Annotated in this window: 13 protein-coding genes and 1 pseudogene; 8 read left to right on the forward strand and 6 right to left on the reverse strand. The window is 67.2% G+C overall.

Features of this window, described 5'->3' with window-relative positions; all coding sequences use genetic code 11:
* Positions 1-779: 779 nt before the first annotated feature.
* Positions 780-7598: an RHS repeat-associated core domain-containing protein gene (locus tag M2266_RS11525; RefSeq protein WP_277438113.1), complete on the reverse strand. Its 6819-nt coding sequence runs from the start codon at positions 7596-7598 to the stop codon at positions 780-782.
* Between the two features lie 365 nt (positions 7599-7963).
* Between M2266_RS11525 and M2266_RS11530 the strand changes: the two genes are divergently transcribed.
* The 6 genes from M2266_RS11530 (at position 7964) to M2266_RS11555 (ending at position 16986) form a co-directional block, all read left to right on the forward strand.
* On the forward strand, positions 7964-12430 hold the full coding sequence (locus tag M2266_RS11530) for an FG-GAP-like repeat-containing protein (RefSeq protein WP_277438114.1): 4467 nt from the start codon (positions 7964-7966) through the stop codon (positions 12428-12430).
* A 775-nt stretch (positions 12431-13205) separates the two neighbouring features.
* The gene (locus tag M2266_RS11535) at positions 13206-13439 is read left to right on the forward strand and encodes a type II toxin-antitoxin system VapB family antitoxin (RefSeq protein ID WP_277438115.1); all 234 of its coding nucleotides are present in this window, start codon (positions 13206-13208) and stop codon (positions 13437-13439) included.
* A complete protein-coding gene (locus M2266_RS11540; protein ID WP_277438116.1) occupies positions 13436-13843 on the forward strand; it encodes a PIN domain nuclease in 408 nt (135 codons plus the stop codon). Before M2266_RS11535 ends, M2266_RS11540 begins: the two co-directional genes overlap by 4 nt.
* Positions 13844-14033: 190 nt before the next feature.
* On the forward strand, positions 14034-14456 hold the full coding sequence (locus M2266_RS11545; protein WP_277438117.1) for a hypothetical protein: 423 nt from the start codon (positions 14034-14036) through the stop codon (positions 14454-14456).
* A gap of 829 nt (positions 14457-15285) precedes the next feature.
* Positions 15286-16413: a hypothetical protein gene (locus M2266_RS11550; RefSeq protein WP_277438118.1), complete on the forward strand. Its 1128-nt coding sequence runs from the start codon at positions 15286-15288 to the stop codon at positions 16411-16413.
* Positions 16414-16512: 99 nt separating this feature from the next.
* Complete coding sequence (locus M2266_RS11555) at positions 16513-16986, forward strand: hypothetical protein (RefSeq protein WP_277438119.1); 474 nt, start codon at positions 16513-16515, stop codon at positions 16984-16986.
* Between the two features lie 590 nt (positions 16987-17576).
* On the opposite strand, the pseudogene M2266_RS11560 reads toward M2266_RS11555, so the two are convergent.
* Positions 17577-18966: pseudogene (locus M2266_RS11560) on the reverse strand (RNA polymerase sigma factor).
* A gap of 391 nt (positions 18967-19357) precedes the next feature.
* Complete coding sequence (gene dnaG / locus M2266_RS11565) at positions 19358-21313, reverse strand: DNA primase (RefSeq protein WP_277438120.1); 1956 nt, start codon at positions 21311-21313, stop codon at positions 19358-19360.
* A gap of 120 nt (positions 21314-21433) precedes the next feature.
* Here dnaG and M2266_RS11570 point away from each other — a divergent pair, with 120 nt between their 5' ends.
* Positions 21434-23344, forward strand: a complete 1911-nt coding sequence (locus M2266_RS11570; protein ID WP_277438121.1) for a glycoside hydrolase family 9 protein — start codon at positions 21434-21436, stop codon at positions 23342-23344.
* A 31-nt stretch (positions 23345-23375) separates the two neighbouring features.
* Here M2266_RS11570 and M2266_RS11575 read toward each other — a convergent pair whose 3' ends face one another.
* The 3 genes from M2266_RS11575 to M2266_RS11585 are packed head-to-tail and all read right to left on the reverse strand — an operon-like array spanning position 23376 to position 25556.
* Positions 23376-23840 carry a hypothetical protein gene (locus tag M2266_RS11575; RefSeq protein WP_277438122.1) on the reverse strand — a complete coding sequence of 155 codons (465 nt, stop codon included), beginning with the start codon at positions 23838-23840 and terminating at the stop codon, positions 23376-23378.
* Between the two features lie 30 nt (positions 23841-23870).
* A complete protein-coding gene (locus M2266_RS11580; protein WP_277438123.1) occupies positions 23871-25133 on the reverse strand; it encodes an FAD-dependent oxidoreductase in 1263 nt (420 codons plus the stop codon).
* Between the two features lie 45 nt (positions 25134-25178).
* Positions 25179-25556: a helix-turn-helix domain-containing protein gene (locus tag M2266_RS11585; RefSeq protein ID WP_277441158.1), complete on the reverse strand. Its 378-nt coding sequence runs from the start codon at positions 25554-25556 to the stop codon at positions 25179-25181.
* 166 nt (positions 25557-25722) lie between these two features.
* Here M2266_RS11585 and M2266_RS11590 point away from each other — a divergent pair, with 166 nt between their 5' ends.
* Positions 25723-26283 carry an NAD(P)H-binding protein gene (locus M2266_RS11590; RefSeq protein WP_277438124.1) on the forward strand — a complete coding sequence of 187 codons (561 nt, stop codon included), beginning with the start codon at positions 25723-25725 and terminating at the stop codon, positions 26281-26283.
* Positions 26284-26518: the final 235 nt, after the last annotated feature.

Here is a 26518-nt window from a genome sequence, read left to right on the forward strand (position 1 = left end):
ACCCACGACTGTCAACAACGCTCGTGATCAATACACCTAGGGCTGGCGGCGCTCAAGGGTCCGGTTCGAGGTCCGACGAGGGGAGTTCGCAGGACCGCGAGAGCGCGAGTATTCGCCCGCCACGGGAGTGGCCGTTGCCATCCAACGGCCACTCCGCACCAGTGTCGAAGGTCGCCCTCCTGTGATCTGTCGCTGTAGGTGGATGGCCGACGTCGGCCGTCAGCAGACCTTGTAGTCGACCTCACACCCCAGGCCACACACCACTCGGCCACCCCGGCAGCAGCATCGGGCACGTAAACATCGGCGTCACCTCCGCCTACGCCCACGTGCGACTCCGCCTCCAGCGGCAAGCCATCGACAAGCTCGGGCACGCTATCGAAGGCGGCGATGGGCCCGACGAACTGCAGCCCCCGTAGCAACCTTCGTCTCTTGACGTTGCCGTCAAGCACTGCAGGAGTCCCACCCAAACAAACTCTGGTGGGACTCCTGCTACTTTCACGGAAATACGAAGCCGAACTCTCAATCACTCGGAGTTAAATTCCAACTCCCGCCTCGCGACATAGCCAGCGAAATCGCGACGGATCTCAATCACATCTGCAAGCGTCAATTTCACGACTCCGCAGTGTCTGAGCGAGCAATTCCTAGGAGCGGATGCATCGATCAAGGAGATGCCGATCACCGTATCCTCGTATGATTCTAGACAGAGAACCGGATGGAATGCGCAATCCTCATAGATGTCTCCGGGCTTGATCACCGGAAATTCCATTTGCGCCAACCCCTCATCTAAGCTTGCCGTTTGGCTTGAAGATTTTGGCCTTGATAAGCACTCCCTGCTCGTTGGCTCTCAGATCCTTCCAGGTTGACACGTACCCATGATACGTGCCGCCGCCATGAGAGCGGAACACCACAATCTCACCGGCATCCGCGTCATAGGCGATCCGATGCCCATCGTTCACATTCATCGACCGGTCCAGCATGGATTGTGGGTTCGACGGCTCCGGAGCCACTTTCCCACCCAACGTGCCACGGGCGTGTTTTGGGTTGGCCTCATAATTCATCTTCGGCCCAAACGGAACCTCGCAAGACCAATTGTGTACCAATACCGGAGTCTCGCCCGCGAGTACATAGTACGTGTGGAGCTTGGCGACCGTCAGGTTGTAGCGGTCGGCGGCGCCAGGAGTCGGCCGGAGGGCGATGATGTTTACGAGATGGGACTTGTCAGTGGTGAGGCTGTGTCCCGGTATGAGCTTCCCTGCTGGGACCCAGGTATGGGTGCTGGCGTCCCAGAAGGGGTGTTTGGATGTGGTGTGAAGGGTGGCCTGCTTGCCGTCGCCTTCGCCCTTGATGGTGAGGTCGATCAGGTCGTCGTCGTGATTGATGAACGTGGCGGTGACGGTGTGCGGGCCTTCGTGTTTACCGGTGTCCGGATCGGCTGCCTCAACCTTGTCACCGACGGTGATGTCACCGATGGGCTTGGTCTCTCCCCCATCCATGAGGACCGGAGTGTCAGGGGAGAAGCTGCAGCCTCCGGCGGCGCCAGGCTTACCACCATTGACCATCCCCAGAACAAAAGGTAGTCCTACATTTCCGCAGAGGGTAGTCAGGCAGGGATCTTCCGGAAGGTCCTGAACGTCGTCCCAAAAGTGGTAGAAGTCCCGGATATCAACGCAACCATCCTGGGTGATGTCGTATCCGCAGCGAGTTCGGAAGTAGAGCTCGACATTGAGTTCGTAACTCAACTGCTGCTGATATGTTCCATTTCTCTGCATCTGCCCGATAGACGGGTATTTTGACTGAAATACGGTCAACAGTTTTTTGGGGAGCGGGGGCGCCTCGCCGTGACCGATGTCGGTTATGGTCGTCTGAACGGTTTTCTTCGGGGGTGTTCCGTCGCTGCCGCAGGGCACGTCTCCGCACATGCCGCCCCCGGTGTCTCCCTGGGTTCCTCCATTGGGACGGGTCCAGCCGTTTCCGTTGTTGCAGCTGTCGCAGTACAGCCCCGTTGGGTCGCTGCCCGAGACTGGGTTGTTGTTGGCGTAGGTGTAGCCGTTCATCTGTTGGGAGTCGGCGAGGTCCATGACCGGGTCGACGCTGATGAATCGGCCGAGGGTGGGATCGTATTCGCGGGCGCCGAGGTGCGTGAGGCCGGTATCGGCGTCTTTGGTGCCGCCGACAAAGCTTTTGTCACCAGTCCATCCAGTCGGTGCCGTGCCGCGGGGCGCACCGAAGGGGGTGCTCTTGCGGCGGGTGACGGCCTGGGTGGCGGCGTCGATCTGGGTGGTGGCGGTGCCGTGCGAGTCGGCGAGCAGGAAGGTGATCTTTCCGCCGGTGCGCATGGCGACGGTTTGGCCGGCGAAGTCGTAGTAGCGGGTGCCGACTTTGGTGCCGTTGGGCTTGAGGAGGAGTTCGTTGCCACCGGGCAGGTACAGGGTGGTGCCGGTGGAGTCCTTGCGGAGCAGTCGTTGGCCGATGGTGTCGTAGGTGTAGCTGGTGCTGCTGGTGCCCTGGGTGACCTTCGCGAGGTGGTCCTCGGCGTCCCAGGTCAGGTCTTGCTGGGCGCTGGTGCCGGTTTTGCGGGTCTTGGTGTTACCGGCGGGGTCGTAGGTGTAGGTCTCGACGTCGGTACCGCCGATGCTGACGCCGGGCAGGTTGTGCTTGCCGGCGGCCGGGGTTTTGTACGTGCGAGTGGCGTCGGTGGCGGGACCGGCAGGGGTCTTGTGCTGGGTTTCGGTGGTGCGGTTTCCGAGCGCGTCGTAGGCGTAGGACGTCCAATAGGTGTCCGGTCCGCCGACGGTGGCGGAGGAGGTGCCATTGGGGGCGGCCGCGCACTTGTCGGTGGCGGTCCAGGCTTGCGTGATACGACGCAGGGCATCCATGGCGAAGCACTGGGTGTCGGTGCTGGCGGTGGCGCCCTGACCACTGGTGGTGCCAGTGGAGGTGATGTTGCCGACTGGGTCGTAGGTGTAATGGGTGGCGTCGATGCGTGCCGGGGCCAGGTCCCGATCGGTGGTCTGGTCGGTCAGGGCGCCGGTGTGATCGTCGTAGGTGCTCGTGGTGTGGATCTTCTTGCCGAAGCCGCCGAAGTCCTTGACGGAGGGGCGGCCGTAGGCGTCGTAGACCGTGTTGGAGACCAGTGAGTCGTCGCCGTCTCCCGCGCGCAGGGTGACGGGCAGGCTCGCGTGGTAGCTGTAGGCGGTGAGGACGTCTTCCTCGGGCAGCCCGCCCAGAGGCGGCTGGGAGGTCGTCTTGAGCTGACCGGTGGGGTAGTACTCGGCCGACCAGGCATAGGTGTCGGCCAGTCCCTCGGCCCCGGGCACCGACGGGACGGTGACGGTGGACCCGGTCGGCTTGTACAGCTCGTTGTACGCGGTGATGGCGCTGGTGTAGGCGGCGGAGCCGACGTAGCGGGTGGACGTAGCGGGCTGGCCGATACCTCCGGTCGCGGTGTCGTAGGTCCAGGCCGACAGGGCGGTGGTGCCCTGCTTGAGGGTGATTCTGCGGCCGAGCGCGTCGTAGTCGGTGTGCAAGGTGATGCCCCGGGCATCGGTGACGTCGGTGACCCGGTCGCCCTGGTCGTAGGTGCTGAGCGAGGTGCCCTTGTCCGGGTCGCTGGTTTGGGTCTGTCGTCCGCGAACGTCGTAGGTGTAGGTCCAGGTCGCGTTCGACGCGTCCTTCACCTGAGCGAGTTGACCGTGGTCGTTGTAGGTGTAGGCGGTGGTCTGCGCCACGGTGCGAGCGGCGTCCGTGTACTGCTTGACGGCACGGGTTCGACCCAGGGCATCGACGACCGTCGTAGTGGAGGTTCCGCCCGTCGGCGGCACCACGGTGGTGGTATCTCCGGTGTAGCTGGTGGTCGCGCGCTTGGTTTCGACGCCGAATCGCCGCGCGATCACCGCTGTGGTGCGTCCCGCGCCGTCGTAGACGGTGTCGGCGGAGGACGGGTATTTCAGTTCCTGTCCGGTGACCAGGGCCGGTTGGGGACTCCCGGTGGCGAAGTAGGTGCCGGAGGAGCGCCAGGCCAGGCCCCGGGTGTCGTAGAACGTCTCGGTCACCGTGCGTCCGGAGTCGTCCGCAGCCGGCGCCTGTGTCTGGACCGGACGCATCAGGCCGTCGGATATGGCGTAGGACGTCTGATAGATGTCACCGTTGTGCGTCAGGGCACTGGTGGTGACGACGACGGGCCCGGTGTTGCGGACGAGGTAGTCGAATTTGTAGTTCGGCGCTGTGGGGTAGTCACCGGCGGAACGGCCCGGGGCCCAGATCTGGGTCGTGCGGCCCAGCGGGTCGAAAGTGCTGCTCGTGACCCGTGCGTTGGCATCCGTCATGGAGGTGGGCTGACCGCGCAGCGGGTCGAGCGTGGCAACGGTCTTGTGGCCGAGCGCGTTGGTGATCACGGTCTGGGTAGCGACTTCACCGGTAGCGGGAAGGTAGCTGGTGGTCATGGTCTTGCCGTAGGCGTCGGTGGCAGCCAAGACGCGCCCGTAGACGTCGTAACAGAGCTGATTCGCCGGCGTACCGCAGGTGCTGGGCACGGTGGTGGCGGTGTCGTAGCCATCGCCCTTGCCGTTGATCTGCTCGGATTTGGCCACGTCACCCTTGGACGGTGCGTCTCCCCATGTAGCCGCGCGGTCGTAGTACGTGCGGACGTCACTGAGCAGGTCTTGGGGCAGTGTCACCGGTGTGCCGCAGGTCTTGGCGACCGTCTGGGTGCGGGAGACCTTGTTCAGCAGCCAGGTACTGGTGTTGCGGGCATATGTGGTGGTGGTGCATGACTCGTCACCGGCAATGGCGCTGTCGCCGGTGGTGGACAGGGTACTGACCATGCCGTACTCGTCGAACTCACGGTGCGAGGAGGTGGCGCGAGTGCCGGCGGCGACGGTGGTGCGGGTTTGCTCGTCGGCGATACCCGTCCGGTAGGCGACGAGGTCCGGTAGGCCCGGGCGGATCCGTGTCGCGGTGGCCGCCGAGCGCCAGGGTGTGTTGGAGGTGGCGGCGATGAGTTTGGTGGTGTCGTCGCCGTTGTAGGTGGCGGTCTCACGGACCATGCCGGCGAACTGCTCGCGGTCGGTGACCGTGGCACCCGAGGAGTCGGCGACGGCCGCGCCGTCGATGCCGCGGAAGTAGCGGGCCTCGCTCAGGGTTTTGGGGTCCTGGTCGGTGCCGGTGCGGGTCTGGACGCGCCCGTATCCGCGGGCGATGGAGTAGGTGCGGTCCTCGGCCTTGGTGAACTCGTCTGTGGACTTCGCCCAGGCGGCGCCGTCGGGGTATGCGTAGGTTGTCTCTTTGTCCGGGGTGGTGGCGAGGTTGTCGCCTTCCAGGACCTTGGTGACGACGTAGGAGTTGAACCAGTCCTGCGTGGCCGTGTCGCCCGCGTGCGCCCATTTCACCGGGTAGCAGCGTGTGGTGTTGGTGGCGTCGGTCGGTGGCAGGCTGGTAACGGTGCAGCCGGGGACGGAGTAGTACACCCCAATGGTGCCACCGGTCTCCGTGGTGACCTGTGACATCCGCAGCCGGACGTACGGGGCCAGGCCGTCGCCGAGTTTGTCGACCCGGTTGTCGTGCTGCTCACCGCTGAAGGTCACCGGATCGAGCGGCAGGTTACCGCCGGCCAGGCCGGTGCGGCGGATGGAGCTGAGCCACAGCGGTGTGGAGATGCCGTCCCCTGCCGGCGGGAAGGTTTGTGCCAGCGCCCAGGAGTCGACGTCCTTGTAGGCGCCGCCGGTCAGGACCTGGGTGGTGATGGTCTTCAGGCGCTTGCGGGACCAGAAGGTCGGGGAGTACTGGTCCTTGCACTCCGCGCCGTCCTTGCAGTACTGGTCGAACGGTACGTCTTTCCAGTTGTGGGCGTTCGTCTCGTCGAATGTGTCGCAGCCGGATTCGCAGCGTTCGTCGACGGCGAAGGTGACCTTTCCCATGGCCTTGCCGGAGTAGACGGCATCGTTGCGCAGGCCGTAGTCGATGTGATCCAGGTACCCGGCACGGTCATAACCGGTCGCCGTTGCCTTGCCGGTAGTCTCCGAAAAGTTGAGACCGTAGTTGTTGGTCTCCTGCTTCCAGTAGTACGCCATCGCGCTGTTGTGGGGGTCCACGACGTAGTCCAGCTGCCAGCGCCAGGCCTGGTCGCAGTGTGCGGCGGCGAACGAGGCGTTGTAGCACGGTTCACCCGGCTGGTTGCCGAAGACCGGGACCGTCAGCGTCGAGTTGGTCTCCGGGGTGGTGTGGTCCTTCCAGCCTGGCAGCCGGTTCAGGCCGAAGAAGTACTGGGTGCCGTCAGTCGAGGTGACTTTCCAGTGCTCGCCATCGTTGTCGCCGTTGCCGGTGACGGTGGTGGCGTTGGTCAGCTTTTCGATCTTATCGCCGGAGTCATCAGCCGCGTGCCAACCCTTACCCGACTGGTAGACCAACTCGGTGCTCTTACCGCCCAGCGACATCGTGGCGTTGCTGGTGGCGTAGCACAGGTCACCGACCTTGGTGGTGTTGGTGCCGCCGGCCTGGTCGTCGTTGCAGCTCTTGTAGCGGCGCTCGATGAAGCCCGGCTCGTAAGCCCAGCCGTCACCCAGCCAGCCCGCCTGGCTGTTGGAGGCAGCGGTCTTGCCATCAACCGCCTGCGAGGAGTAACCCAGTGACACCGAAGGCTGCAAGCTGCCCGGCACTGCGGGCACGCCGATCGGGTAGGACCAGGTGAACGCTCCGCTGGAGCCACCCTGGCTCCATGACCCGGACGACTGCAGGGAGGTGGCCTTGTAGTCACCCGTAGAACCCGAGGTATCAGCGGTCAATCCCAGTACCGTTGCACCGGTCGGCGCGGCCGAGCGCGCGGCGGCCGCGGTCGTCTGCGGTGCGGCGTCGACCTGAGCGGTCAGTGTGCCGGACGTGGTGTTGTTGCGGGAGTCCACCGGGCGGGTGAGGCGGCATGCGGGTTTGTCCGGCGTGGTGAGCGCGCAGGCTGGCATCTGCACCAAGTGCAGGCGTGCGGCCCAGTCGCCGCCGTACGCACCACGAAAGGCCGTGTAGTCGACCTGGACCTGGACCGGCCCCGGGGTGGTGGCGTTGTCAGTGCGGGCGACGGACAGCATTATGCCGTCGACGCCGGCGGTGCGTGCCGTCGCACGGTCGGCGACGGTGACCTTGATCTTCGTCGGTTCCGCGGAACCTGCGCGAGTGCCGGTTGCGGCGGGGGCGATCGTGACGGGGAGGGTGCCGGCGCTTTGGGGTGATCGTGCGGCAAGTGACGGGGCAACGGACTTCGTTCGTGCCGGCGCGGGGATGGCCGTCAGATCTACCTCGCTGCTGCCGGCGGCAGGCCACACCACCTTCGCTGTGGCCTGGTTCGCACGGGCGGCCGCAGCATCCTTGCGTGGCTTGTTGCCGCCGATGGCAACTGGCGTGACCGGGACAGCCGCCGGTTTCTTCGGATCCGGGAAGCCGCCCGCAGAGGCATCCTCCGGGGCCGCAATCGAGGCGGCAGGTAGTGCTGCCATCAACGCGGCGACGGTCAGTGATACCGCCAGTCCGCGTACGCCGAACCTGCCCATGCCCCACCCCTTGCACAATTCAAGAATGACCGGCGAAGAATAACAGAGAACAGGAATGCCCATTCACATCGACTGGAAGGGCAAGGAAGTGTCCATTGTGTCCGATTTAAAAGAGCTTTACTCTTCCTTTATCTTCTTCGAGGCATGAATGTCAACCCTCTTCTAGTGCAACCTTCCATGCGAGAGGGCCACTTGGCGGACGCGAGCCTTCCATTTAGTGCGATTTGGTCGTTCTGGATGGGCATGGATGCGCAGCACATCTACCTTCGACCGAGGTTCATCCACGGGGTCAGACTAAATGTTTCTCGTTGGCCTGACGGCTATAGAGTCGCCGCAGCAATTCATGCCATCAAGGGGACTGTGTAATGTTGATAGCAAGCCAAGGCAGGCCGTCGAGACGTTGGCCTCATTCGCGGGCGGTTGCCCTCGTGGTGGCCGGCAGCTTCGGACTGACCGGTGCCCTGGTGCCGGTCACGGCAGTTGCCGCGCCGCAGACGGCCGGAGTCGTCGATCCGGTGGCCGCTGGGGCAATCTCTGCAGAGGATCAGGCGCTGCAGCAGGCGCAGACCACGGGTAAGCAGGTTGAGGTGGTCTCCGCGCGCAGTGAGGAGTCCGATCAGTGGGCGAATCCTGATGGCACGTTCTCGACCATCACCCATGGTTCGCCGGTGCGGTTGTGGCGGGACGGTGCGTGGGTGGACACGGATCCGAAGTTGGTGTTCGCGGCCGATGGCCGGGTGGTGCCGAAGGTGTCGACGGTCGCGGCGATCTTCTCCGGCGGGGGTACGATGCCGCTGGTGTCGACGGTCAAGGACGGTCGCACGCTGAGCCTCTCGTGGCCGACCGCGCTGCCCAAGCCGACGCTGCTCGACAACATCGCGACCTATCCCGAGGTGCTACCAGGCGTCGACCTTCGGCTCAAGGCCGAAGTCGAAGGCTTCTCCCAGGTCCTGGTGGTCAAGACGCCCGAGGCCGCGAAGAACCCGGCCCTGGCAACCCTCAACTACAAGATCGACACCACGGGTCTGAGCGTGGCGGCCGATGCCGCCACCGGCACCGTGACCGCTGTCGACTCCGCAGGGCAGACCCTGTTCAGCAGCCCCGCGGCCACCATGTGGGACTCCACCTCCGTCACCAGCCAGGCCCCCGCCGCCAAGGGCCTGCGGGCCGCCGCGCAAGCCGAGCCGGCTCCCGGTGATCTCTTCGAGCCGGCACCAGGCGCGAAGGATGCGCTGATGCCCACCACCGTTGCCGGTGGCACTCTCAACATCACCCCCGACCAGCCGTTGCTCAAGGCCGCTGACACGCAGTACCCGGTCTACATCGACCCGCAGTTCACCCGGGCATGGGGCAAACTCAACGACTGGACCCGGATCTACAACCGGTGGCCGAAGAACTCCTACTGGAACGCCAACGACGTCGCCCGTGTCGGCCACGAGAGCGACACCAACGGCACGTCCGCGTCGTTCTTCGCCATGGAGACCTCCGGCCTCAAGGGTGCCGGTGTGATCGCCTCGACGTTCCGGATCAAGAACACGTGGTCCTGGTCGTGCACGAAGTCACCGGTGGAGCTGTGGCAGGTCGACGGGATCTCCAAGAACACCACCTGGGAGAACCCGCCCACCAAGAAGGGTGGCAGCCCGCAGTTCACCGTCACCGCCGCCAAGGGCTGGGGCCCCGGGTGCCCTGCGGACAACCTGGAGTTTGACGCCACCCGTGCGGTGCTGGACGCCTCCGGCCGTGGGGAGGACGTCACCTTGGGCCTGTACGCGCCGAGCCTGACCGACACCTTCCAGTGGAAGAAGTTCGACCCCAAGACCGCGACCTTGGAAACGAAGTACAACCACCCGCCCAAGTTGCCTACCAAGCTCGACACCAACCCGCACCGCCCATGCACGGGCGGTGATCCCATCGGTAATACCCGTATCAGCCTGCTCGCGTACGTCGATGACGAGGACGCCGGTAACCTCACCACCACCTTCCAGCTCTTCGCCGCCGGCGCCAGCACCCCCCTGGCGACGAACACCAAGTCCGCCCTCAAGCACAACACCGTCACCTGGAGCGTCCCGGATACCACCTTGGTCAGCGGCTCCTACGAGTGGCAGGTGAAGAGCACCGACCAGCAAGGCGCCTCCTCACCCTGGACAGCCAAATGCAAGTTCACCGTCAAACGAGAGCGTCCGGCGAGCCCTCCCACCATGTCCTCCACCGAATTTCCCAACGGTGACGCCGGCTGGGACTACAACACCACCCACCAGGCCCGAACTCCCGGTTCCCTGACGTTGGGCGCCAGCGGGGTGACGGACGTGAAGGAGTACAACTGGTGGACCGACTGGGAGCCGCAGGTACGCCAGGAACACGTCGCCCCCGGCGCTGACGCCACAAATCTGAGCTTCACACCACCCAACTACGGGCCCCACCTCATCTACGCGTTCAGCCTCGACGGAGCCGGCAACCGCTCCGACACCGCCACCTACCTCTTCTACGCCAACGCCAGTCCCGACGGCAAGGACAGCCCCAACGACCTCAACGGCGACGGCAAGAACGACATCTGGAGCGCCGACGGCAACGGCACACTGCTGTCCTCCTTCGGCCAGGGCAACGGCCAGTTCTCCAACACCGTCTCCAGCGGCCGCACCTTCGCCGCCGACAGCCAGGTGGCCTCCCGCGGTGACTGGGGCACAGACGGCTACAACGACCTCATCAGCCTCGAACCCGACCAGAACAGCGCCTTGTCACCCAAGCCGAAGGTCCTGTGGCTGACACCCAACAGCGGACTGGGCGTGGCCACCGAAGAGGGGGTCGACGGCGGGCGCCAGCAACTCACCTTTTCCTCCAAATCCGAAGCCAACAGCCACTGGGCCAAGGCCGATCAGATCGCCACCCCTGGCGACATCACGGCGGATCTCCGTTCCGACCTGCTGGTCAAGGAATCCGGTGTCCTATGGGCCTACACCGGAAGCACCGGATCCCTCAAGAAGTCCCCGGTCGCGCTCGGCAGCGCCGACTGGAACGGTTACACCGTCATCACCCCTGGCGACGTCAACGGCGACAACCTCCCCGACCTGTTGGTGCGCAAGGACGACAACGGCGACATCCTGGCGATCTACGGCACCGCCCTCAACGACGGGCAGGTCTACGCCACGCCGCACCTGGACACCGCCAGTTGGAGTGTCAGCAAGGCCAAACTCCTCATCAAGGCTCTGGCCACCAAGGACGCCTACCCGCTGATCAGTTCCTCCGGCGACACCAACGGCGACGGCGTCACCGACCTGTGGGCACGCAAGGCCGGCAAAGACGGCGGGTCCCTGGACACCTGGCCCGGCACACCCAGCGCCCCCGGTGGAAAAATCCTGGACTCCTTCGGCACCGTCACCGTCATCGACGGCGTCACCGGCGGCGTCCGCCTACCCGCCGGCACCACCCTCAACAACGGCCAGTCCCTCAGCGCCCACTCCTCCAAGCTCGCCCTGAACGACGGCGTCCTGACCATCAGCACCGGCACCAACCCGGCCAGGACCATCTGGTCGGCCGGCAAACCCGGCCACCCCGACGCCAAGGCCCTGGTCGACAGCGACGGCAACCTCGCCATCTGCGCCCCCGCCGCAACCATCGCGGAGCGCAACGACTGCCAGAACGACACCACCGGCGCCGCGGGCAAACGCCTGTGGTCCACCCACGTCCAAGGCCCCACCACCGCCAACCCCAACACCCCCACCCCCACCCTCAACGGCTACGCCCTCCTGCAGAACCGCGGCGCCCTGGCCCTCTACAACGCCAAAAGCCAGTCCCTGTGGTCCAGCGGCACCAACGTCCGCCACGACTACAACAGTGACGGCCGCAGCGACATGGGCGCCCTGTACAGCCACCCCGACGGCAGCTACGAGCTGTACTCCTTCAACGCCAACGCCGACGGCACCTTCGCCGCCCCCTTCAAGGGCTACACCGCACCCGCCGGCAGCGCCTGGGCAGCCAACATGAAGTACGCCACCGGCGACTACAACGGCGACGGCATCAGCGACGTCGCCATCCTCTACGGCTACAGCAACGGCAGCGTGCGGCTGTTCACCGCCACCGGCAGAGCCGACGGCACCTTCACCACCCCCGCCGCCTCCTGGTCCCGACCCGCCGGCAGCTGGTGGTTCAGCCAGATGTATCTGCAATCCGGCGACTTCAACGGCGACGGACGCGACGACCTCGCCGTCTGGTACGACTACACCGACGGCCACGACACCCTGTTCACCTTCACCGCCACCCCCGCCGGCGGCTTCAACGAACCATTCCCCTCCTGGACCACCTCCGCCGGCAACTGGGAAGTCAAGCAAGCAAAGTTCGCCATCGGCGACTACAACGGCGACGGACGCGACGACCTCGCCGTCTTCTACGGCTACGGCGACATGAACACCGTCAAACTCCACACCTTCCTCGCCAACCCCACCGGCGGCTTCGACTACACCGCCACCTCCTGGACCAGCACCGTCTGGGGATCGTGGAACCAGGCCCACATCCAAGCCGGTGACTTCAACGGGGACGGCACCGATGACATCGCCGCCTGGTACGACTACTCCGACGGCCACGACAGCCTCAACACCTTCGTCAGCCTCGGCACCACCACCGGTACCTTCCAGGCCCCCTACTCCGCCTGGTCCAGCGCAGCGGGCAACTTCTACTACGCGTCCATGCCCCAAATGGTCGCCGGCGACTACAACGGCGACGGACGCGACGACCTGGGCGTGATGTACGCCTACGGCACCGGCTACTCCCGCATGCTCACCTGGACCGCCAAAAGCGACAACAGCGGCACCTTCAACGCCATGACCCCCAGCACCTGGACCTCCACCCCCACCGGCACCTGGACCAACAACGACGTCCACTTCTTCAACACCCACAGCTAGCCACTAACCGCAGCAACAGGTCCTGGTGGGCAACCGGAAAGCACTGGTGGCCCACCAGGACCTCCCTTCCATCTCGACCACCGCTTGGCCACGAGGCTCCCCCCAGCAACCGGGGCGGAGCCTCTGCGCATTGGAAGGACAATCCGCTGCGGGCGGGCTCCAGACCCCGTCCCGAGCTTGCGCGATCGGCCCCGCGTAGGCCGTGCCCAACAAAGCGGGACGCATTCGGGACGCGGGCGGGACGCAAGGACAGGAAGAGACAGGCAAAGGCCGGATAGGGGCGACATGGACCACTGCATCTGGCCTGCGGAAACGTCAAGAATCGGCACGCATGATCAAGGGCCGCCAAGATCCCCAAAGGACTCATAATCCGTCGGTCATGGGTTCGAGTCCCACCCGCCCCACCCTGGCCTGCTGGAGCAGAACGTTCTGACCAGTAACTTTGCTGGCAGAGCGATTGGCTTGGGGATCCTGGCGGCCCTCTTGGATCATGGCTTCATGATCATGGGGACACATTGGGGACGCCGATATCCGACCTGGTCGGACATGAGTCGAATGGCCTGAAATACGGTTCGGGCAAGGCAGACTGCAACTGACTCATCAAGGCCAAACTCCCCCTGGCTTACCCGCGTCGAACGCCCCGTCGGTCCGATGGTCGCGCCATGAATCACTGGGCCCATCGCCATTGACGACGGGGGACGTCCCGTTTTTCGAGGCCCCCAATGTTGGTGATGTATCGTAAGTGCATACATCAACATCAGGGAGATGGTGGGCTGTGTCGGTCACCCAGATTGATCTCGACGACGAGGCGCTGGCCGAGGCCATGCGGTTGATGGGCGTCACGACGAAGAAGGAGACGGTCAACGCGGCACTGCGCGACTACGTGGACCGGGTCAAGCGACTGGAGGCCGCCGAAAAGCTGGCCGCGCGGGGGGCGCGTGGTGAGTTCGAGCAAGCTGCTGCCGCACAGGACGCCGTCAAGCAGGCCCGGCGGGCGGCCTTCGAGTGATCTCCTATCTCCTCGACACCTCTGCGTTGTGGCATCTGTTCCGCACCCCGGGGGCGCTGCGCCCCTGGGAGGGGCACATTGCCGCCGGGGTGTTCCGCGTCTGTGAACCCACGCGGACTGAGTTCCTGTACTCGGCCACGAGCCCGTCCCACCGGGACGAACTGGCCGAGGAACTGGACGCGTTGTGCCCACTCTCGGCTGTACCGAAGAACGGTTGGCGCTGGGTGGACACTGCCCAGTACAAACTCACCCAGCGCAGCCGGCACCGCTCCGCCGGCCCGATCGACCTACTGGTCTGCGCAACCGCGGTCCACCACGGCCACACCGTGCTCCATGTGGACAACGACTTCGCCACCGTGGCCGGCATCCTCAAAGACCTACAACAGCGCGACATCCGCGCCTGACACCAACCCGGCGCGGCGACGCCGCGCCACTACCAGGGTGTCATGAGCAAGGACACCGGAGCCGTAGCCCGTCAGAGCCGCTACACCAAACTCCGGAAGGCCGACAGGGAAGCCCCGAAGTTTGCCGTCAGGGCTTGAGGACTCTCTGCGTACGACCAGATCAGCTTCTGCTTCCATGGGAGCTACGCCCGTGGAGAATGGAGCCGACACGGGGGGACCGATGGGCATCTGGTTAGTTTTTGCCGTCTTCTTTGGTCTGCTGGGCTTGAGCCCGGCCAGTAAGGCGAGGGGGGTTCGTGACCTCATAACTCACGGCGAGCGTGCGCCCGGCGTGTGCGACTACGTCACTTGGGACGAAGGTAACGCCTCCGCCTGGTGTTCGTTCTCCACTCCGGACGGCAGGAGACGACGGTTTGAGGTCACGGGGTACGGTGCACCAAGGTTCGAGGCCGGCGACGGAGTAGAGGTCGCCTACTGGAAGGGCAGTCCGCGCAGCGCCGTGGTGGTGGAGGACGAGAAGAACTACACCCGCGTTCATCGTTTCGCCGCGATCGCATGCTTCGGGCTGGCCAGTGTCTTCGGGCTGGCCGCAGTTCTGGTCGCGGTGCTCTAATACCGCGCCTGTGAAGCTTCCCTTCGACCGGCACGAGGCGGGGCTCCGACGGTGGGTTCATCCTGTGCACGGCACGTCGACGGAGCAGGCAGCCTCGCAGTGCCACGCCGCTCACCCTGGAATAGGCAGGCCAGCCGGGTAGGCTCGCGACACGACGTCTGGCCTGCATGAATGGCCACAGAGGCTCCGCTCCGGTTCAGGGGCGGAGCCTCTGCGCGTTGGAAGGGAAATCCGCTGCGGGGAAGTTCGACTACCCGCTCCGAGCTGTCGCGATCGTCCCCGGACCACTCCGCCCGTCCCCGAGGGGACTCATTGGGGACGCAAGGATAGGAACAGACTGACAAAGGCGACAGAGCATCAGCACGCGACATGCACTCTGAGCTGGGAAAACATCCAAACTTAGCGTAATGCAAGGGCCGCCAAGATCCCCAAAGGACTCATAATCCGTCGGTCGTGGGTTCGAGTCCCACCCGCCCCACCCTGGCCTGTTGGAGCAGAAACGTTCTGACCGCCTGGCCGCCCGAACGTCCGGCTGTTTGGCCTGCTACCGCCTCACCGCCCGTCCGGCGGCCGGAATGCTCGCCGCGGCGGAGCAGGTACGGAAGCGGCCCCGTGCGAAGCCCCGCCCCGCTACGCCCCACCCCGCCCCGCTACGCCCGCATCCGGCGCCCTGCCGCGGTGACCCTGCGGCCCGGGCGCGGCCGAATTTGCTGCAAGATCAGCTGAGGCGCACTACGGTCAACGGGGCGACTGGTACGCCTGGTTACGGTCACAAACGGGGGAAAGTATGGGCGAGTTCTCGGGCATAGATCCGGACACACTCAACGGGATGATCAGTTCTCTGGAGAAGGACTCGAACACGCTGGTGACGATGGCCGCGTCCATCAAGGGGAGGTTCGCCCGGTACGGGATCGAGCAGACGGCCCTGAACGAGCTGATCCTGCTGGGCAACTGGGCACAGGACCAGCTCTCCGGCCTCCGGCGCCGACGCGACCTCGCCAAGATCATGGAGCACGACAAGACCGGCCTGGTCCAGATATCCGACGCGGTGCTTGCCCTGCTCGACGAGACGGGCGGCCACCCGGAACATCCCATCTGGGAGTTGCAGGGGCAGCCCGGCGTCCCGACGGTCACGGACTTCTACACGGCGAAGGCGATGATCGCCGCGGGCGTCGACCCCACGACGTGGGATCCGTCGAAGGGCCTGGGACCGAACGACGAGAACGTCCAGAAGGTCTACGCCTGGTACGCACGCATGTGGCAGCAGAATCCGAATCTGCAGTGGGCCGGGATGGCCAAGCTCGCCGGCGGAACGGTCTACGCGGGCATGCAGGACCTCGATGTGGTGATCAACCACCACGACGAGGCCGGACTCCTGTCCCCCTTCATGGGCCTGGGCGTCGACGAAGCGAAGTGGTTCAACAACAAGTTCCTCGAGATGCAGAAGCAGATCTTCCTGGACATGGGAGCCCAGCACGCCGCGTACCTCGACGGCGGAATGGACGCCATCAACGCCCTGAAGCAGGCGGGCCAGATCGACGCACGGTCCGTCGACGCTTGGCAGGGCATCGACTCGGGAGACCCGCAGCGGATAGCCGACGGAAACAAGTCTCTGCTCATGCGCGAACAGAAGAAGATCCTGCCACCGTACTATTCGGAGGTCTACCACCACGATGGCCCGGTCGGCTACCTCTTCGCATCGGAGTTGGACAACATGACGTCGTCCCCCATTCCGGGAAGCAAGAGCTTCAAGTCGTACTCGCACGGATTCGTCGGCTACCCGTTCAACCAGGTCACCAACACGGACGACCGCTGGGATTGGATCAGCGGCGACATGCTGCCCGCCTACCAGCGTCTGCTCCGCGACGACCCCGGCGAGGCCAAACGCCTCATCGCCCTGCCGCTGGCCCAGCGTGCCAAGGAGTTCCGCCGCATCACCCTTGAGAGCGAGGGCTGATCCACCGTGTTGCGACCCATCCGTCACCTGCCCGTCCTGGCGGCCCTTTCCATCCTTTTGCTGGGATCCGCCTGCAATACCTCGGAGGAGTCCGGTTCCATGAGTTCCGTGAAGTGGGATCTGAGCAAGAGCCACACCAAGTCGGATGTGAACTGGTCGGGCAAGAGCAAGAGCACATGGGAGATCCCGGAAACCGAATACGACATCACGCTGCAGGGCGGAGTGCATCTGACGGGGAAGCACATGCTGCGCCTCGACGCGGATTCGGACACCGGACGCATCAACTCCATCGACATCATCTATCCGAATATGAGCACGGACGACGTGTACGGGGCGGCCAAGGCGCTGGCCGCGGAACTGAAGATGCCCACGACCAATCTGGAACGGTGGTACCAGCAGCGCACCGGTGGCCGCGCCGCCGGCCACGAGGAAATCAACTCCACCACGGGAATGTCCGCCGCCGAGCACTCGCCGGGCGCACCGGCCCTCGACGCCTCGCTGCTCTACTCCTTCGACCATGAGAAGCCGACCTTCATCGACCTCTCCATCTACTGGTCCAAGTCGGAGGGCTGAGGGCCACAACGATCCGGCCGGCGAATCACGGGAGGACCAGGCTGAGTTGAGTGCTCCGATCGAGACGGGCGAGGTCCGTCTGTCCGTGCTCCGGGCGCACGGGTAGCGTTGGACCCTTGTGTTCTGTCCGCGCACCGCTCGGGGGATTTACCTCGTGACCCGCGCCACTCGTTCCACGGCCGCCGCCCTCACCTGGCCACGGCGCTCGCCCTGACCGCTCCGTAGTCCGTCTACGGAGACCACGACCGCTACTCCCGTGGCGCTCCACCTGGATCCCGGAACCCCGGATGCGGCGCAGTTTCCGCTTCGGGCGACTGCCCCATCGACGCAAGTGGAAATATCGGTACGGCCTACACCGTGGGATCCCCTGGAAATCCGTCCTGCGGTGTCCTGTATCAGCGCATGACCCAGCCGGGAGCCACTCTTCCGATCAATGCGTCCATCACGTGGCGCATCGAATGGAAGGGCAGCGACGGGGTCGGCGGAAAACTGCCGGATGGCACGCTCAAGACGCGAAGAACGTCCAGGTGCGGGAGATCCAGACCATCGTGCGCTGACCGGACGGCCGTTGACCAAACGGCCCACCGATATCAGTCCAGGTAGCCGCGGAGTTGGTCGGCGAAGGCGTGGTCGCGGAGTTTGTTGAGGGTTTTGGACTCGATCTGGCGGATGCGTTCGCGGGTCACGCCGAAGATGCGGCCGATCTCCTCCAGCGTGCGGGGGCGGCCGTCGGCGAGGCCGTAGCGGAGTTGGACGACCTTGCGTTCGCGTTCGCCGAGGGTGGAGAGCACCGCCTCGAGGTGTTCGCGCAGCAGCAGGAAGGCGGCGGATTCGACGGGGGATGTGGCGTCGCCGTCCTCGATGAGGTCGCCGAGGGCGACGTCGTCCTCCTCGCCGACCGGGGCGTGCAGGGAGACCGGTTCCTGGGCGAGGCGGAGGACTTCCGTGACGCGCTCCTCGGTGAGTTCGAGGTGGGCGGCGACCTCTTCGGTGCTCGGCTCGTAGCCGTGTTCCTGCAGCAGGCGGCGCTGGACGCGGACGACGCGGTTGATGAGTTCGACGACGTGCACGGGGACGCGGATGGTGCGGGGCCTGGTCGGCCAGGGCGCGGCTCATGGCCTGGCGGATCCACCAGGTCGCGTACGTGGAGAACTTGTAGCCGCGGGCGTAGTCGAACTTCTCGACGGCGCGGATCAGGCCGAGGTTGCCCTCCTGGACGAGGTCGAGCATGGTCAGACCGCGCCCGACGTACCGCTTGGCGACCGAGACGACGAGCCGCAGGTTGGCCTCGATCAGCCGCCGTTTGGCCATCCGGCCGTTGACCACCAGCCGGTCCAGGTCGACGGCGAGCTGGGAGTCCAGGTCCGGGAAGTTGTTCAGTTTCTCCTCGGCGAACAGGCCGGCTTCGACCCGGCGGGCCAGTTCGACCTCCTCAACGGCGGTGAGCAGCGGTATGCGGCCGATCTCGCGCAGGTACTGCCGGAAGAGGTCCGCGGACGGGCCGGCCGACTCCTCGCGCGACCGGCGCTCCCGTTGGTCGGCCTCCTCGTCTGGGTCCTCGGGGCGGGGTTCGCGGGCGGTGGCCGCGGAGGGCGCGCGGCGCTCGCGGGAACGGGGTCCGCCGAGGTCGGGATCGGCGGTGTCCGGGGGCCCCACGAGCTCCGACAACGCCGGTTCGGCTTCCGCTTCCGGGAGGTCCTCCGCTTCCGCGTGGGTGGCGGCGTGGTTCTGCTCCGGGACCCTCTCCCGTTCCCTCGGCTCGGCGTCGGCAACCGACAGGACCACCTCGGCCACGGTCGTCAGGGTGTGGGTCTGCACGGGCGCGACCTCCATGGTGAGCACAGTCACGGGCTCGGAGACACGCGGCATCGGGACGGTCGCGGCCTGGCCGCTGTCCGCCCGGGAGTTCGCCGTATGCGGATCACCGGTCGCATCTCTGTTTGCAGAATCCGGTATTCCGCGCTCCGAGGACTCAGGCACCGCCCTCAGTGTGTCGCACGACACACCCCCGCTACGAGGGGCGTGCGGTGGATTTTTCGGGCCAATGTCACGGAGGGCGTTCGTTCCGTCACCGGATCGGAACCCGGCCCGCGGGCCGCCGCCCCGAAGCACCTCCAGCGTGAGCTGGGGGGAACTCCCAGCCCTTGGCTCGGCGGCACCTCCCAGCGTTAGCTGGGGGGAACTCCCAGCCTTGGCTCGGGGGCACCTCCCAGCGTTAGCTCGGGGGCACCTCCCGGCGTTAGCTCGGCGGCACCTCCCAGCGCTAGCTCGGGGGCACCCCCAGCCTCAGCTCGGCGGCACCTCCCAGCCTCAGCTCGGCGGCACCTCCCAGCGTTAGCTTGGGGGCACCTCCCAGCGTTAGCTGGGGGAATTACAGCGCCGCCGTGCCCTGTTCTCGCAGCCGCTGGCCGTACTGCTGCAGCGCCCACAGCTCGCTCTGGACGGCGCCGATCTCCTCCGCGCCCGCTCGCGGGCCGAGCCGGGTGAGATTGGCGCGGACTTCGCCGATACGCCGCTCGACGGCCTGCAGCCGGACGGCGACGAGCTGCATGCCCGCGTAGACCTCGTCGGGGGCCCGCCGGGTGTGGGTGGCCTCGACGGCCAGCTCGGTGACGAGGCCCCGGACGGTGTCGTCCGGGGCGACCTCGCGGACGCGGGCGAGGTATCCGTCGTCCGCCTTCTCGGTGCCGCCGGCTTCGGCGATGGCGCGCCGGACGGTGGCGTAGGGCGGGGCGGTGAACTCGTCCTCGCCGTAGGCGTCGAAGGCCGGGGAGACCAGGTGCGGGTGCTGGAGGGCGAGCTTGAGCAGTTCGCGCTCCACCCGGTGGGCGGGGCTGCGCAGGTCCAGCCGCGGCCCGCGCGGCGGCTGCGGGCGGCCCGCGCCCTGACCGGACGCACCGGAAGGGCCGGAACCCTGACCGCGACCTGGGCCCTGCCCCTGCCCTTGCCCCTGCTGGCGGTCGCGGCGCGGGTCCTGGCCGCCGCGCTGGCCGCGGTCGCGGGCCCAGCGGGCGAGCTGGGAGACCCGGCGGACGACGAACTGCTCGTCCAGGATGCCGAGCTTGGAGGCGAGCGACACCGCGTACTCGTGCTGGATGGAACCGTCCTTGATCCCGGCGACGATCGGTGCGGCTTCCTCCAGCGCGGCGGCGCGGCCCTCGGCGGTGTCGGTGTTGTGCCGGGCGACGGCGCTGTGGATGGCGAACTCGAAGAGCGGCGAGGAGTTCTCGACGAGGTTGCGCACGGCCGCGTCACCGTCGGCGAGCCGCAGCTCGCAGGGGTCCATACCGCCGGGGCTGATCGCGATGGAGGTGCGGGCGGCGAACTTCTGGTCGTCCTCGAAGGCGCGCAGCGCGGCCCGCTGGCCGGCCGCGTCGCCGTCGAAGGTGAAGACGACGTGCGAGCTGGAGTTGTCCATCAGCAGCCGGCGGAGGATCTTGATGTGGTCCTCGGCGAAGGCGGTGCCGCAGGTGGCGATGGCGGTCGTGACGCCCGCGAGATGGCAGGCCATGACGTCGGTGTACCCCTCGACGACGACGGCCTTGCCGGTCTTGGCGATCTCCTTCTTGGCGAGGTCGATGCCGTACAGGACATGGGACTTCTTATAGAGCGGCGTCTCGGGGGTGTTCAGGTACTTGGGCCCGTTGTCGTCCTCGCGGAGCTTGCGGGCGCCGAAGCCGATCACGTCTCCGGTGATGTCGCGGATCGGCCAGATCAGCCGGCCGCGGAAGCGGTCGATCGCCCCTCGGCGGCCCTCGCTGGCGAGCCCGGACGTGAGGAGCTCCTTGTCCGTGAAGCCCTTGCCGCGCAGGAAGCGGATCAGATGGTCCCAGCCGGCGGGCGCGTAGCCGACGCCGAAGTGCTCGGCGGCGGCCTGGTCGAAGCCGCGCTCGCGGAGGAACGTACGGCCGATCTCGGCCTCGGGGCTGCCGAGCTGCTCGACGAAGAACTGCGCGGCGATCTTGTGCGCCTCGATGAGGCGGATCTTCTCGCCCTGCTGGCGGCCCGGGTTGTACCCGCCCTCGTCGTACCGCAGCACGATGCCGGTCTTGGCGGCCAGCCGCTCGACGGCCTCGGAGAAGGAGAGGTGGTCGAGCTTCATGACGAAGTCGAGCGTGTCGCCGCCCTCTTGGCAGCCGAAGCAGTAGAAGAGCCCCTTCGAAGGGCTCACCTGGAACGACGGGGACTTTTCGTCATGAAAGGGGCAGAGCCCCTTGAGGTTTCCCCCGCCCGCGCTCTTGAGCTGCAGGTACTCCGAGATGACGGCGTCGATCGGGACCGCGTCCCGGACCGCCTTGACGTCCTCATCCTTGATCCTGCCTGCCACCCGTGAAGTCTAAGGCCCAGGTGCGACAGACCCTTGACCTCCGCCGCGACCACCCACTAGCTTCCCCAATTGTTAAGAATCTTTACTAATGCGGTTCGGCACCGACGGAGAGGTGGGCGCATGCCCCACAAGCACAGTCGACGACGCGGACTCGGCCTGGCGGCAGGTGCGACCACGGCCACCGCCGCCGTCGTCGCGGCCCTGCTCAGTGGCGGCGCGGGTACCGCGGACGCCGCCACCACCGGGCAGGTCAGGGTCAACCAGGTCGGCTACGAGGGCAGCAGCGCCAAGGAGGCGTTTCTGCTGGCGAAGGGTGCCGTCTCGGGCGCGACCTGGAAGCTGCTCGACAGCGACGGCGCGACCGCCGCCTCCGGGAAGACCGGCACCAGCGCGGGCAGCTGGAACACCGCCTACCCGGCCGTCTACCTGATCGACTTCAGCTCCGTGAAGACCGCGGGCAGCTACCACCTGGTGGTCAGCGGCGCGGCCACCGGCGCCTCGCCCACCTTCACCATCGGCAGCGCGAAGGACGTCTTCGGCAAGCCCGCCGCCGACGCCACCACCTTCTTCCAGGCCCAGCGCGACGGCCGCGACGTCATCCCCGGATCGCTGAAGCGCCAGCCGTCCCACCTCAACGACACGCACGCGGCCGTCTACGACTGGCCGAAGTTCACCAGCGCCGACGGCGACACCATCGCGAAGGCCCCCACCAAGCTCGGCGGCACCGTGGACGCCGAGGGCGGCTGGTTCGACGCGGGCGACTACCTGAAGTTCACCGAGACCACGAGCTACGCCGCCGCCACGCTGCAGATCGCGGCCCGCGAGACCGGCGCCTCCCCCACGTCCGCGCTCGGCGCCGAGGCGCAGCACGGCCTGGACTGGCTCGACAAGATGTGGGACGGCGACACCAAGACCCTCTACATCCAGGTCGGACTCGGATCCGGCACCGACAACGGCAGCGTCGTCGGAGACCACGACACCTGGCGGCTGCCGCAGAAAGACGACGCCGACACCGCCAACCCGTTCCTGCGCAACCGCCCGGTGTTCCGGGCCGGCGCCCCCGGCTCCCAGCTCAGCCCCAACCAGGCGGGCCGGCTCGCCGCCGACTTCGCGCTCGGCGCGCAGCGCTACGCCGCCTCGGACCCTGCCAAGGCCAAGGGGTACCTGGCGGCGGCGGCGCAGGTCTACGCCCTCGCGAACACCCACCCCGGCAAGCTCGTCACGACCGTCCCGTACGCGTACTACCCCGAGGAGAGCTGGCAGGACGACCTGGCGTTCGGCGGCGCCGAGCTGGCGCTGGCCGCGCAGAAGCTGGGCGACTCCCGCGCCGCCGGCTGGCTCCAGCAGTCGGCCACCTGGGCGAAGGCGTACGGCACGACCGGTGACACGCTCAACATGTACGACACCAGCGCGCTGGCGTACATCGACCTGGCGCGCGCCATCAAGGCCGCGGGGAACCCGTCCGGCCTGCCGGTCTCGTACGACACGCTGGTCGCGAACGTCAAGGCGCAGATCGCCTCGGGGCAGACCCGCGCCGCCAAGGACCCGTTCCACGCCGGCGCCGTCTACAACGACTTCGACGCCGACTCGCACACCCTCGGCCTCGCGGCCACCGCGCGCCTGTACAAGGGTCTGACCGGCGACACGTCCGTCGACCGGTTCGCCGTCCAGCAGCTCGACTGGCTGCTCGGCGCCAACGCCTGGGGCACGTCCTTCATGGTCGGCTCGGGCAGCACGTACCCCAAGTGCACCGCGGGCCAGCTCGGTAACCTCGCCGGGAGCCTGGACGGCAAGGGGGCGGTGGACACCGGCGCCATCGTCAACGGGCCCAACGGGACCGCGCAGTTCGCCGACGGGCTGGGCGACTACCTGGACGACATGCGCAAGTGCCCGGCCGGCGGCGCGGATCCGTTCGGTTCCTTCACCGGCCACGGAAGTCGCTATGTCGACGACGTCCGGTCCTGGCAGAGTTCCGAGCCGGCGCTCGACATGGACGCCTCCGGGCTGCTGGCCTTCTACCTGTCGAGCTGATCCGGGCGACCGGGCACGACCGGCCGCCTGATCACGAGCGGGTCCTCGTGATCAGGCGGCCGACGTCTTGATCAAGAAGATGAAGTGCGGTCCGCTCGGCTCGACGATGAACTCCTCGCCCGTCGCGGTGAACCCGAGGTGTTCGTAGAAGCCCTGGGCGGACGTACGGCCGTTGCACCACACCAGCTCGGCGCCGCGGACCGTGGCCTCGGCGAGCCCCGGCCCGCAGGACGGCGGCGCCGTACCCCGCACCGCGCACCTCGGGGCCGCTGCCCATGCCGCGGAACCGGTAGGCGGCGACGTCCTCGCCGGGCAGCGTGTCAGGGAAGAACGTGACGCACGCCTGGACCGCGCCCTCGTCGTCGTAGGCCGCGACGTGGAAGGTGGACTCCCGCGAGTCCTCCGGGTAGATCGCGGTCTCGCGGGGCAAGCCGGTGCGCAGCACCGCCCAGCGCAGCTCGAAGATCTCCTCGACGGGTACGACGGCCGTCCGCATGGCGTGTTCCTCCGCTGGTCTGTCCTTCGGTCAATCCACGAAGGAGGCTAGCGGCACGGTGGGATCGGAGAGCCGGTCGGGGTCCACACCGCGGCCGGAGCGGATCAGCTGCTGGATCGGGTCGGTGACGTCCCAGACGTTGACGTTCATACCGGCGAGCACGCGTCCCTCGCTGAGCCAGAACGCGATGAACTCGCGCTTGCCGATGTCACCCCGGCACACCACCTGGTCGTAGCTGCCCGGCGCGGCATGGCCGGAGAACTCCATGCCCAGGTCGTACTGGTCGGAGAAGAAGTACGGGACCCGGTCGTAGCTGACGTCCCGGCCGAGCATGGCGCGGGCGGCGGCCGGGCCGCTGTTGAGGGCGTTCGCCCAGTGCTCGACGCGCAGCCGGCCGCCCGAGAGCGGGTGCTCGATGTTGGCGACGTCGCCGGCCGCGTAGATGTGCGGGTCCGAGGTGCGCAGCGACGCGTCCACCGCGATGCCGCCGCCCGCCGACCGCTCGGCCAGGGTCAGCCCGGCGGCCTCGGCGAGCGCGGTGCGCGGGGCGGCGCCGATCGCGGCCAGCACGTCGTGGGCGGGGTGCTCCTCGCCGTCGTCGGTGAGGGCGGCCAGCACCATGCCGTCGTGGCCGGTGATCTCGGCGAGCTTCGCACCGAAGTGGAACCGGACGCCGTGCTCGCGGTGCAGATCGGCGAAGACCCCGCCGAGCTCGGGACCGAGCACCGAGTACAGCGGTGTCGGCTCGGGCTCCACGATGGTGACCTCGGCGCCGTAGCCGCGCGCGGCGGCGGCGACCTCCAGGCCGATCCAGCCCGCGCCGGCGATGACGAGGTGGCCGTTCTCGCGGCCGAGCGAGGTCAGCACGTGCTTGAGGCGCTCCGCGTGCGACAGCCGTCGCAGGTGGTGGACGCCGGCCAGCTCGGTGCCGGGGATGTCCAGCCGGCGCGGCTCGGCGCCGGTGGCGAGCAGCAGCTTGTCGTACGGGAGGACGGTGCCGTCCCCAAGCCGCACGGTCTTCGCCGCGGGGTCGAGGTGCACGACGGGCTGGCCCAGGTGCAGCTCGATGTCGTGCTCGGCGTACCAGGCCGTCTGCTGGACAAAGACCGAGTCGCGTTCCGCGCTGCCGATCAGAAAGCCCTTGGACAGGGGTGGCCGCTCGTACGGGTGCTCGCGTTCGTCGCCGATCAGGATCACCCGCCCGGTGAAGCCCTCCGACCGGAGGGTCTCCGCCGCCTTGGCGCCGGCCAGTCCCGCTCCGACGATGACGATGGTCTGGTCTGCGTCCACCACTGTGCGCCTCCCCAACAGATGCCGTACCTGCGAGCGTCCCTTACGTCACGCCTGGCGGGAAGAGCGCCGCGCCGAGTCGACAAAGCGCCCCTCGTATGCCTCGCGCGCCCGCAGTACATCGGACAGGTGCTCCCTGGCCCAGTCGCAAGTGGCCGCGATCGGACCGAAAAGAGTACGTCCGAGGTCGGTCAGCTCGTACTCGACGCGGGGCGGGTTCTCGTCGTACGCGGTGCGGGTGACGATGCCGTCGCGCTCCAGGGCGCGCAGGGATTCGGTGAGCACCTTCGGGGTGATGGCGTGCAGCGGAACCCTGAGTTCGGAGAAGCGGCGCGGGCCGTCCTCCAGACACATCATGATCATCCCGGCCCACTTGTCGCCGACCCGGAAGGGGGTGGCGCGACTGGGGCACTCCGGGGCGAACATGTCGCGTCGCAGGGGCGGGAGGGGGGTGGGCTGCCCGGACGTCTGCGCGTCCTGCGCGGTGTGCACGGTCTCGGTGGTCACCCGTCCCAGCGTAGAGCCGGTTTCGTTGCGGTAACCGGCAAGTCGGCGGTTACGGTCCCCGCAGTCGAACAACGGGGAGGCCGTTATGAGCAGGATCGCGGTATTCGGTGCGGGTGGGCGGTTGGGGCGTCTGGTGGTGGCGCAGGCGGTCGGCCGCGGGCACCGGGTGACGGCCGTGGTGCGGGATCCGGCGAAGTACGCGGACCTGGCCGGGGCCGGGGTGACGCTTGTCGCCGGTGACGTCACGGACCCGGACGGCGTGGCGGCGGTCGCCGCGGACCACGACGTGGTCGTCGGCTCCGTCTACACACCGCTGACGCCCGCGGACCAGCTGTACCCGGCGGCGGCGCGGGCGCTCCTCACGGGGGTGGGAGCGACGCGCCTGCTGGTGGTCGGTGTGGTCTCGACGCGGGAGGCCGCGCCGGGGGTGATGCTGCTGGACACTCCCGGCTTCCCGGCGGAGGGCCGGGAGTTCTCACTGGCGCGGGCGGCTGAGCTGGAACTGCTGCGCGGCGCCGGGCCGGAGATCGACTGGCTGCTGCTGATGCCGCCGATGGAGATCGACCGCGAACGGCTGGCCGTGGAGATCCTCGACGAGATCGAGACGCCGAAACACCACCGCACGGCGGTCCCGGCGGGCGGCTGAGCGGGGGGCTCGCTCTTCGCAGTGCGGGGGTGCGGGGGTGCGGGGGTGCGGGGGCAGGTGAGCGGGGGCGGGTCTTCGCACTGCGGGGGTGCGGGGGCAGGTGAGCGGGGGCGGGTCTTCGCACCGCGGGGGTGCGGGGGCGGGAGTACCGGCAGATGCGGAGCGGTGCGTCTGCGGCGCTGCGCACCTTGACCGCGCGGAGGGGGGAGGGCCCTGGCGCTGCGCGCCCGGCAGG

The organism is Streptomyces sp. SPB162, assembly GCF_029504575.1.
Taxonomy (GTDB): Bacteria; Actinomycetota; Actinomycetes; order Streptomycetales; family Streptomycetaceae; genus Actinacidiphila.

Bases quoted from the DNA above. Each gene is read 5' to 3' on its own strand.
- M2266_RS11525 (WP_277438113.1), bottom strand. From the start codon at position 7,598: ATGGGCATTCCTGTTCTCTGTTATTCTTCGCCGGTCATTCTTGAATTG.
- M2266_RS11550 (WP_277438118.1), top strand. From the start codon at position 15,286: ATGATCAGTTCTCTGGAGAAGGACTCGAACACGCTGGTGACGATGGCC.
- M2266_RS11555 (WP_277438119.1), top strand. From the start codon at position 16,513: ATGAGTTCCGTGAAGTGGGATCTGAGCAAGAGCCACACCAAGTCGGAT.
- M2266_RS11570 (WP_277438121.1), top strand. From the start codon at position 21,434: ATGCCCCACAAGCACAGTCGACGACGCGGACTCGGCCTGGCGGCAGGT.
- M2266_RS11575 (WP_277438122.1), bottom strand. From the start codon at position 23,840: ATGCGGACGGCCGTCGTACCCGTCGAGGAGATCTTCGAGCTGCGCTGG.
- M2266_RS11585 (WP_277441158.1), bottom strand. From the start codon at position 25,556: ATGTTCGCCCCGGAGTGCCCCAGTCGCGCCACCCCCTTCCGGGTCGGC.
- M2266_RS11590 (WP_277438124.1), top strand. From the start codon at position 25,723: ATGAGCAGGATCGCGGTATTCGGTGCGGGTGGGCGGTTGGGGCGTCTG.